This is a genomic window from uncultured Gimesia sp., assembly GCF_937910335.1.
In the GTDB taxonomy this organism is placed as follows: Bacteria; Planctomycetota; Planctomycetia; order Planctomycetales; family Planctomycetaceae; genus Gimesia.
Window position 1 is genome coordinate 1 of sequence record NZ_CALEMX010000371.1, and the last position, 9,844, is coordinate 9,844.

Sequence of the window (9,844 nt, forward strand, 5' to 3'; positions counted from 1 at the left end):
ATACAAAAATCAGCCCGTATGAAGAAGCTCTGTGTCACAAGAGAGTTGCAGCAACGAGCCGAGGCGATCTGTTCCGTCAAAATCGAATATGTATTGAGTGACCAATTCGATCAGGTAGACGCATGCGATCAGATTCTCATCCCTTTGCAAAAGTTATGTGCTGCACTCAATCCTGATACAGATTCTGAATCACTCGATTTCACATCTCAGTATTCGCAGCTGTATTCAGTGCCTTTATTAGAAAAAGAACAGGAACCTGTTCTGTTCAAGGGAATGAATTATCTGAAATACCGGGCTGCAGTTCTGAGAGAGGAAATTGACTTAAAATCACCCTGTATTGGATTATTGGATCGTATTGAGCAGAAACTGAAAGATGCACAGAGAATACGCGACTATATCATTCAGGCTAACTTACGTCTGGTTGTTTCGATTGCCAAAGGACTGACAGATCGAGCGAACTCGTTTGATGACATTGTCAGCGATGGTCAATTGCCTTTAATTCGCGCGGTAGAGATATTTGATGTTGAGCGAGGCAACCGCTTTAGCACATATGGGACATGGGCTGTGCGAAATTTTCTGTTTCGATCGACAAAACAAAGACGAAAATACCGTAGCACCTTTCTAAGTGGTGTAGAACCTGTGGCTATGGGATTGAGCGATTTTCGTTCGAGTCAGCGATCTTATGAATCATATCACTACACGATTCATGGTGTGTTGAAAAAAGTGCTGGATTCCCTTGATGAACGTGAGCAAATGATTCTCAAACGTCGATTTGGTTTGCATCAATCAGGTATACCCCAAAAATTTCGGGAAATCGCTGAAGATCTGGGAGTCAGTACGGAACGGGTTCGACAGTTGACAATCCGATCCCTCAATCGCCTAAGAGAGGCTGCTGAAGAACAAAACCTGGAAATCCCTGAAATCATTTGACTTCCCTGAAAAGAATTCATTCTTACTAATTGGTATCATGTTCAACCTTTGGTATAAGAGAATCTGGGCCTAAAAGCCTGTATTAATGCGTTTCCAGGTTTTACCATAGTTGAAAGATCATGAGTTCCCAAACACCCCCCCCACCCAATTCTGATACGGATTCGTCTGCAGAAGATGTTCACTTAATCCGTCTGCAGAAATTTCTGGCCGCTACAGGACTGGGGTCTCGACGTCACTGTGAGGAATACATTGAAACAGGTCGAGTCACAATCGATGGAGAGGCAGCCTCTGAATTTGGAGTGAAGGTCGACCCTGAAACTCAGGTGATCTGTGTGGATGGGGAACGGGTTCGTCTTCAACCGCGACGTTATTATCTGTTAAACAAGCCGACCGGTTTTCTTTGTACGAATAATGATCCCGCGGGCAGAAGAAGAGTCATTGATCTATTCCCGAATGAGGGCCAGCGACTTTTTACCGTAGGTCGACTGGATGAAAATAGTGAAGGGTTAATTCTGGTGACGAATGATGGTGCGATGGCCGAAAGGTTGGCTCATCCCCGTTACAAGGTTCCGAGAACTTATCATGTACAAGTTGTAGGAAATCCGACACGTGAAAAATTAGATGAATTACGCAAGGGAGTCCGTTTTAAAGAAGGGGTCTTTCGTGTTTCCGGTTTGAAATATCTACGAAAACAGGGAAAGAGCACATTTCTCGAATTGACTCTGCATGAAGGGCAGAATCGAGAAATTCGCAGGATGATGGCGCGTATTGGTCATAAAGTCATTCAGCTGATACGTGTTCGGTTTGGTCCCCTTAACATCGGCAAGCTTAAATCGGGAGAGTATAAACGTCTCACGGATTGGGAATTGAAAAAATTACGTGACATGATGAATGAAAAACATTCTCCGGATATCCGTCACCGGAAAGGACGTAAAAGCGCAGTGCCCGGAAAAGGCAGACCGACGCATGGTTCTGCAGACAAAAAGACGTTCGGAAAAAAGTCCAGTGAAAGCAGTTCCAAGTCGCGCAACAGCAATTCCAAGCGGGGCGCATCAGCATCTCAACAGGGAACTACGGGTAGAAGAATCATTGGTGCAACTCATAAGAAGAAAACAAGTCAAGGAAGACGAAAATGACGTCGACGCCGGAATTCAGTGATTGTGCTACTCCACAATATCTTTCTGCAACCGTGGTGGAACAGGAACCCATGGCGCAGGACACATATCGGCTGCGGTTAGAATGCCCGCAAATTGCGAAAAACATTCTGCCAGGCCAGTTCTTTATGGTGAGGGAACCCGAGGTTAATGATCCATTATTGGGACGTCCGTTTGCGCTTTACGATACTTGTTTGGATGAAACAGGCCAGCCAACCGGTCTCGACTTTGGGTATGTTGTTGTCGGAAAACTGACGGCACGGATGACACATTGGCAGCCAGGTGATCAGGTTGAAATCTGGGGGCCTCTGGGCAATGGTTTTCCAATGCCGGGAAGTGGTGCATTGGCGATGGTGGCAGGGGGCATCGGACAGACACCATTTCTGGCGACAGCGCGAGAGGCGCTGGGGTTAAGAGAATATGGACAATCACAACGGATTCTGAATGAGTTTCCTGAAAAGGTCAGCTTACTTTATGGCGCACGTTCTAAAGCGTATCTTGCCGGTCTGAATGATTTTAAATTGACAGGTCTTGATGTTGAAGTTGCCACTGATGATGGAACGTTCGGGCACCACGGTTATGTCACAGATTTGCTGCAGCAACAAATCGACAGTTCAACACCTCCCGCTACCATTTTTTGTTGTGGTCCAGAGCCGATGATGGAAGCTGTTGGTAAAATAGCAATCAAAGCCGGAATTCCGTGTTGGCTTTCACTCGAAACGCCAATGGCCTGTGGGTTTGGTGCCTGTTTCAGTTGTGTCGCGAAAGTACGTATTAATGATGAGGAATGGGATTACCGTCGTACTTGTGTTGAAGGCCCTGTTTTTAAAGCTGAATCCCTTGTGTTTTAGAAGAACGAACTTTGTTAACTATCATGTAATGAAGAGACTCAGGTCGACCTCGTCTTGACAGTTTTGATTGAGAATCTCTATAGTCTTGCCAAAGTGCAGGTCCGCAAATGAGCGTTAAACATGAAAAAAACAATCAATCAAGTGCCCATTCTTCCGCGGGATGCGAAGAAAATCAGGTAAGTTCCCTACCGCCTGCTCCGCTCAACAGAACTGAAAAAAGCCTGCCTGAAGACGTTCTGATGGCTTCACAACAGCAGTTGATTCCCCCGCGGTTGAAAGTACTATTCGTCAGTGACAAGAGACCGGTCTGGGTGGGGTTAGCTTTGCGACTGGATTCCATTGGGTGCGTTGAACCTCGCTTTGGATGGGTCTCCACATCAGAAGAAGCTCTGACACTCCTTCGAGATGACAGCTATGATTGTTTGCTGATTGGGATTGATTTTGAATCCAAATCGAAACAATTATCGCTTCTCAATGCCATCCGTGGCAGTGGATGTCATGATCCCATTGTGTTGATGCTTGCTATGCCAGATGACGAAGTGGTTTTGGCCGGGTGTGAATATCAAGCCCAAATTCTGGTTTCTGCAGCGATGTGGGAATCACCGGCATTACTAGGCACAATGAAACGCGCAATGATGGTATACCAACTGGGTGAAGATAATCATCGGTTGCTAGTGGAAAATCATCGCAGGTTGGTTCGAGAACGGGATGAATCAGAAAGACTGCTGAAACAGCAGCGATCCATGGTTGAAGAATTGCAGACGCTTACCTATCCCATTGAACCTGAGAAATCAGAGCAGGATCAATTCTTGAGCCAAAGTCAGATTCAAAAAAAATCCAGACAAACATCCAATGAGTTTCATATACCGCTTGAAGTACAGGATTATTATCACGAATTATTGAGGACCTATGTGATTATGGGTTCGGGAAGTTTGAAGGACGAAATTCTACAAATCGCGGAATTATTGGCTGCCGCCAATTTAACTCCTGGGCAGGTTCTGGAATTCCATCTCAAATGTGTGGAAGTTATTGTGAAGGGATTGGGGAATCGTAGTTCACGGCACGTGATGTCTCGTGCAGATTTGCTTGCGCTTGAGATTATGGTTCACCTGGGAGAGTGTTATCAGAAAAGGTCCACTCCATAGCTTATCTCTGTTTTTTGTAGGGGTTTATGATGTAGGTCACTTATTTGTTTCGAGTCAGGAAAAGGTACTGTAAATCGTCTCTCCCAGTACGTATAATGAAGCCAGATTCAGCAGTTGTGAGATTTTAACATCGAACTCACCGACCCGAAATCAGGTTTTTTGTAGCGTTTTGAACACCTGTCAGACAGCAAACAACAGATTTCAGGCTGTATTGAGTTCATTCAAAATACTCTTTTCCAGTTAAGCATTATTGCAAAATAGACTTGGGAACTTAGAGGATGAGTTCAAAACGAGAGACACCTTCAGAGGTGAACCCTGATCTTTCACCCACATCACTTCCGAAGGAATTTGTCAAAGAAGCAGGGAAGTTCTGTCCGCATGCGGGAGTGGTGACTCGTGGTTCAGGGATGTTTCAAGAGCAGGGAAGGGTACTGTTACTGAATCGTCTACGGATGGCTTCCCTAATACTTGCTTTTGCAACAGGTGCCTTTCTAATTCGCGGCCTCCTGCTGCAAAAATTTCACGCAGTTCATGATCAGGAACTGCTCATATTTGATGCTGTGTTGACTGGAATTCTTTTTGCCGTATCGGGCTTGCTCTGGCTGAATCCCTGTTTGTGTCTTTGGCGGTTAAGAATTTGTGAAGCGATCACATTTGGTGCACCTGCCACATTTTTTATCTGGATGCAATTTAGTGAGCTTTGTGCCTGCGACCCTGAAGTGTTGTCAAAAGTGGCTTTTGCTTTTCCATTGAAAACAGTGATACCATGGATGATCTTGATTTATACCTATGGGTTTTTCATTCCCAATTCACTTCGTGGAGTAATGGCTGCTGTTAGTTTGATGGTGATCAGCCCCGTTGTAGGTGCCGTTATGACGGGGATGAAGGTTGTTGATGTATCAGATGTTCTGTACTCGGGCGGATTGTCTGAAATGGTAATTTTGTTGCTGATTTCTGCAACAACTGCCGTTTATGGTTCCTATCGTGTGGGAAGCCTGCGGCGTGAAGCCTTCGATGCCAAAGGCGTGGGTATGTATACCTTACGTCAGCAAATTGGCAGTGGAGGTATGGGAGAAGTGTATCTGGCAGAACATCGCCTTCTCAAACGTCCCTGTGCGATTAAATTAATTCGGCGTGATAAGGTGGACGATGAAAACGTCCTGTTGCGGTTTGAGAGTGAAGTTCAGGCAACCGCGGGTTTGACACACCCGAATACTATTGAGATTTATGATTATGGCCATACGGAAGAGGGCACGTTTTATTATGCGATGGAATTCTTGCCCGGTCTCAATTTACAGGAAATCGTAGAACGCTTTGGGGCCCTTCCTCCCGAACGCGTAGTTTATCTGCTCAAACAGGTATGCTCGGCTCTGGCAGAAGCGCACCACAAAAAACTGATTCATCGAGATATCAAGCCGGGAAATATATTTTCCGCTGAACGAGGTGGATTATATGACGTCGCCAAACTGCTTGACTTTGGATTGGTAAAAGATAGTCGTCAGGATAAAAATTCACTCGATCTAACAATGGAAGGTGCTGTTGTTGGTTCTCCATTGTATACAAGTCCTGAAGTCGTGACCGGTGACGGCAAGCCAGATTTCCGATCCGACATCTATTCTCTGGGAGCGGCCGCGTATTATTTACTGACAGGAAAGCCGGTCTTTGAAGGAGAGAGTGCGCTGAAAGTCGTATTTGCGCATGCAAGTCAGAAGGTGAGACCATTGACGGAGATTAATGCGGAAATACCCAGTGAACTGGAAGCGATTATTCTGAAATGTCTGGAAAAGAAGCCTGTAAATCGCTTTCAGACGGTGGAAGCAGTAAGTCGCGCCCTTAACAAACTGCAGTTAAAAGAATGGACCCAGGAACAGGCTGCCTCCTGGTGGTCAGATGCGGAACAACTGGCACAGCAAGAACCGGGGTTAGAGTATGCATCAGATTACCTGAAAGCAACTACGATCTTGCCGGTCAATGTGTAATCAATACGATAGATGTCATTTATCTCTTTTGATGTTGCCAGTTCAAACGGTCTGTTGTGATAAAACCGTGCCGAATAGCGCATTCCACACAATACAGATCATGGCCGGTCGTGACATAGATTTCGCCGTGCATTAATAAATGGTAATGCTCTTCTCCTGGAAATTTGGAAAAGCAATACTCTTTGGATGGCGATGTTTTTACCAGGATATTCGTGTTTTCCGTTTCTTTGATGGGAATATAGAGGCGCGCATCACGAACTTCGAGTTGGTGATTCTGATTGTGATCTAGATCGGATCCCATTTAACCTTAGCGCCTTTCGTTCTAATATACTCGTTTCAAATGGTCTTGGAGACGCTGCAGTAAACCTGGACACAGGCTAGATCGGATCCCATTTAACCTTAGCGCCTTTCATTCTATTATACTTGTTTCAAATGGTCTTGGAGACGCTACGGTAAACCTGGACACAGGCTAGATCATCCGGCATTCGCGACTGTACTATTCTTTGACTTCCGGGACTGTGACCCCTAATTCTGCAGCGAGATTAGTCAAGGCTTCCCAGTTTCCCCTGTCGAGCGAAATCCCATTTTCCTTTCGGGTTGCCGATGTGTTTTTTTCAGGATCTCCGGGTAGATACACTTCACTTACGCCCTCTTTCAAGGGGACACTTCGGACATATTTCTCCAGATTCATAATTTCATTCAACATATGATTCTGACCGCCCAGATGTTTTGCGTCGATCACAATGGCAAAGACGCAATTACCCTGAGGCGGTGGTGGGTCAGGGAAAGCACATTGTCCGCCGGAAAGTGCACCACAGAGCATTTCCACCATGAACGAGAGGCCAAAGCCTTTGTACGCCTGATCGCCACCCATGGGCAGAATCGTACCTGGAGGGTCTCCATAAAGCTGATTGGGGTCGGTTGTTGGATTTCCGTCAGGGTCTAGAATCAAACCAGGAGGGACCTGTTCACCGGCAATCTTTTTGATTCGCACTTTGCCTTCTGCAGTGGCAGAGGTTCCAAAATCAAGGACAAAAGGCCCCTCCTCTCCGCCTGGCATACCAATACAGATGGGATTGGTCCCGAGCCGGGGCCGTTTACCACCTACCGGAGCGACTCGCGGAGCAGAGCCGTGAGTATTAGCACAAATGATGGAAGCCATCCCCTTTGCAGCAGCCATTTCTGCATATTCTCCCAGTCGGCCAATATGAGAAGCACGTGTTACGGTTCCACAGGCAACTCCGAGATTCGATGCTTTGCCTATTAAACGGTTCATAAGATCGTGCATCACAGTTTGTCCGAATCCCCAGCAACCATCGCCGGCAATGGCAGCTGGTGTTTCGTTTAGAATTTTCAATGTCTCACCTGCTTTGAGAATCCCTTCTTTCACGCGGCCCAGATAAAAGGGAAGACGCATGACTCCATGTGAATCGTGTCCGAGTAAATTCGCCTCAACCAGACTGTGGGAAACGATGCGCGCTTCGTGTTCGTTGGCGCCCCCTTGGAGCAAGAGCGATTCGGTAAAGTTCTGGAGAGACTGAGCAGAGATTACAGGCACGTTAGAAAGTCCTCTTAAGAGTGAAAATGTTGATCAAATCTTGAACAAAAGTCTGTTTTGCTGTTTTGTTAAACTCTCATCATACAAACTATTTTATATTCGGTAAATTTAGGGGATATCAGGATTTTCCGTGTTGTACAGAAAAAATGCACGTTCATTGATATGTTTGGAAGGTCCTGCTCCCCTGAAAGATCATAATGTAGTCCGGTTAGATAAAAAATTCGTATAAAATAAGTCTGTTTTCAGAGTTCGCTTGCCAGTTCCAGCAAGTGATCGAATGGCTTTCATCAGTCATATTTTTTAATCATTGGGAAATACACAAAATATTTATCTACTGTAACGAATAAATCAGATTCATAATCTTATCAAATAATAACAAAGAGAAGGGCGCGAGAACTCTTCTGACAGATGCCCGTATCGTTGGACGATATTCGTGAGGTCAACCTGATAATTCAGCTTAATCTGAAGTACACAAACGGATGGATTAACTGGAAAAACAGGTGTACGAAGTTTTTGCCAAAGGTACAGTGAATGAGTATCAGCCTCGAGAACATCCAGTCGCTTAATGAACTCCGTCTTTACATCCATAAAACGCTTTGCGAGAAAGAGAATCTTCTCGAAGAACAGTTTTCGATGTCTGAAATGGCTCTCAGACGCCGGGGTCGAAGCTGTGGACTTCAATTCTCGATTAATGGCCCACGAAGTGTCCGCTTAGGAGCCATTTGGGCATCTGACTCTAATATGGTCTATTTTTATGATGCCGGGGGAGAACGTTACGCAAAAGTTCATCTTCCGAACCGGGTTTTTGTTCCGGAAGAGGAATCAGAGGAAGCCGCATAGTAACTCTCGTGAAATCTCCTATTCACGCGTCTCTTTGAGAGAAATCAGTTTTTGCAATCTGGCTGTGGCTTTGGAACTTCCGTATTTTTCTGCCACTCTGTAATGCAGGATCGCGATATTGGGAGTCGCATGTTTTTTTTCCGCATTCTGACCCAGCTGAAAAAAGCGTTCTGCTTTGGCTTGAGGCTTCACCTGCTGAATAGAAGTAGAACTTTGTGGCAGGTCGTGTGCGCTAGAAGAACGCTTCAAATCAGATGTTTGTGCGCGCCGGGAGAAGAGCTGTTGTTTCCATTGTTTCAGATCGGTCTGGGAATTTCGCCCCAGGTAACGTGATGACGCGGGTGCAGAATTCAAAAGCATTCGATCCATTGCTTCAAAATCGTGGATATACACGCTGACGCTGCTGGTCGAACTTTGAAATGCTTGACCGTAGGAGCTTCCCCGTCGTAACGGGCCACTTTGCCTGGACCGGATGACACCGGAATGAAAGGAACCTAAAACCGCACTGCCTCTATCAGGAACGCTCACCGTTGTTCGTGCAGAGAATTGTTGTACGATAGGTTGTTGGATTCTGATTTCTTGAGCAAGAATACAGTGGTTCCAAACGGACCCCGTGAGAAATATGAGAATGACGAGTTTGGAATTCATGGTTTGTTCTCCCGATTCATTGGAATGGCCCATGATGGTACCTGTAATCGTATCGCATTGGTGAGTGTCCGGCAACTGATTTTTCAAAGATCGCAGGCATTGAGTCATCAATGGCTAACTGTGGTGAGAGAAAGGGACGTAATATGTTTTCGATGAAGATGAGCTCCAGATTCCCTCAGCATATCCTCATGATAGCGTGGATGGTTCTTTCCATTGGAAATAGTAATTCTGCCTGGGGCGCAAATGAGAATCTGGCGCGACCTAATGTGATATTAATTCTCTCAGATGATCAAGGTTATGGTGATGTTGGTTTTCATGGAAATACGAAAATTAATACTCCACACCTCGACAGGATGGCAAAAGAAGGAATCGAATTAAGTCGATTTTACTGTAGTCCAGTTTGTGCGCCGACCCGCGCCAGTCTGATGACGGGCCGCTATTACTATCGTACGGGGGTCATCCACACTTCGCGCGGTGGTGCTAAGATGCATGGTGATGAAGTTACGATCGCGGAACTATTAAAAGAGGCTGGATATAAAACCGGAATCTTTGGCAAATGGCATCTGGGAGATAATTATCCGATGCGTCCAGAAGATCAGGGGTTCGAGGAATCACTGATTCATAAAAGTGGAGGAATTGGTCAGGGCCCGGATCAACCAAACAGTTACTTTGATCCCTGGTTATGGAAGAATGGGAAAAAACGAAAAACGGTCGGATATTGCACGGATGTTTTTTTTAA

10 protein-coding genes are annotated in these 9,844 nt (G+C 45.7%); 7 read left to right on the plus strand and 3 right to left on the minus strand.

Annotated elements, in window-relative coordinates:
- The 5 genes from Q0668_RS14815 to Q0668_RS14835 form a co-directional block, all read left to right on the plus strand.
- On the plus strand, positions 1-930 hold a 930-nt coding region (locus tag Q0668_RS14815; protein WP_298866030.1), incomplete at its 5' end, for a sigma-70 family RNA polymerase sigma factor.
- A gap of 119 nt (positions 931-1,049) precedes the next feature.
- Entirely contained in the window at positions 1,050-2,066 is a 1,017-nt protein-coding gene (locus Q0668_RS14820; RefSeq protein ID WP_298866032.1) for a pseudouridine synthase, read from the plus strand.
- Positions 2,063-2,935, plus strand: a complete 873-nt coding sequence (locus tag Q0668_RS14825) for a dihydroorotate dehydrogenase electron transfer subunit (RefSeq protein WP_298866034.1) — start codon at positions 2,063-2,065, stop codon at positions 2,933-2,935. The genes Q0668_RS14820 and Q0668_RS14825 overlap by 4 nt, the downstream gene beginning before the upstream one ends.
- Before the next feature lie 107 nt (positions 2,936-3,042).
- Positions 3,043-4,080: a hypothetical protein gene (locus tag Q0668_RS14830; RefSeq protein WP_298866036.1), complete on the plus strand. Its 1,038-nt coding sequence runs from the start codon at positions 3,043-3,045 to the stop codon at positions 4,078-4,080.
- 278 nt (positions 4,081-4,358) lie between these two features.
- A complete protein-coding gene (locus Q0668_RS14835; protein ID WP_298866038.1) occupies positions 4,359-6,059 on the plus strand; it encodes a serine/threonine-protein kinase in 1,701 nt (566 codons plus the stop codon).
- Between the two features lie 19 nt (positions 6,060-6,078).
- Here Q0668_RS14835 and Q0668_RS14840 read toward each other — a convergent pair whose 3' ends face one another.
- Both Q0668_RS14840 and Q0668_RS14845 read right to left on the minus strand, forming a co-directional pair.
- Positions 6,079-6,360, minus strand: a complete 282-nt coding sequence (locus tag Q0668_RS14840; protein ID WP_298866040.1) for a hypothetical protein — start codon at positions 6,358-6,360, stop codon at positions 6,079-6,081.
- 195 nt (positions 6,361-6,555) lie between these two features.
- Positions 6,556-7,617: an Ldh family oxidoreductase gene (locus Q0668_RS14845; protein ID WP_298866041.1), complete on the minus strand. Its 1,062-nt coding sequence runs from the start codon at positions 7,615-7,617 to the stop codon at positions 6,556-6,558.
- 531 nt (positions 7,618-8,148) lie between these two features.
- Here Q0668_RS14845 and Q0668_RS14850 point away from each other — a divergent pair.
- A complete protein-coding gene (locus tag Q0668_RS14850) occupies positions 8,149-8,457 on the plus strand; it encodes a hypothetical protein (protein WP_298866042.1) in 309 nt (102 codons plus the stop codon).
- 18 nt (positions 8,458-8,475) lie between these two features.
- Here Q0668_RS14850 and Q0668_RS14855 read toward each other — a convergent pair whose 3' ends face one another.
- Positions 8,476-9,105, minus strand: a complete 630-nt coding sequence (locus Q0668_RS14855; protein ID WP_298866043.1) for a hypothetical protein — start codon at positions 9,103-9,105, stop codon at positions 8,476-8,478.
- 200 nt (positions 9,106-9,305) lie between these two features.
- Here Q0668_RS14855 and Q0668_RS14860 point away from each other — a divergent pair.
- Positions 9,306-9,844 (plus strand): sulfatase-like hydrolase/transferase (locus Q0668_RS14860; RefSeq protein ID WP_298866044.1); only part of this gene is annotated, 539 nt, incomplete at its 3' end.

Bases quoted from the DNA above. Each gene is read 5' to 3' on its own strand.
- Q0668_RS14820 (WP_298866032.1), top strand. From the start codon at position 1,050: ATGAGTTCCCAAACACCCCCCCCACCCAATTCTGATACGGATTCGTCT.
- Q0668_RS14825 (WP_298866034.1), top strand. From the start codon at position 2,063: ATGACGTCGACGCCGGAATTCAGTGATTGTGCTACTCCACAATATCTT.
- Q0668_RS14830 (WP_298866036.1), top strand. From the start codon at position 3,043: ATGAGCGTTAAACATGAAAAAAACAATCAATCAAGTGCCCATTCTTCC.
- Q0668_RS14835 (WP_298866038.1), top strand. From the start codon at position 4,359: ATGAGTTCAAAACGAGAGACACCTTCAGAGGTGAACCCTGATCTTTCA.
- Q0668_RS14840 (WP_298866040.1), bottom strand. From the start codon at position 6,360: ATGGGATCCGATCTAGATCACAATCAGAATCACCAACTCGAAGTTCGT.
- Q0668_RS14850 (WP_298866042.1), top strand. From the start codon at position 8,149: ATGAGTATCAGCCTCGAGAACATCCAGTCGCTTAATGAACTCCGTCTT.
- Q0668_RS14855 (WP_298866043.1), bottom strand. From the start codon at position 9,105: ATGAATTCCAAACTCGTCATTCTCATATTTCTCACGGGGTCCGTTTGG.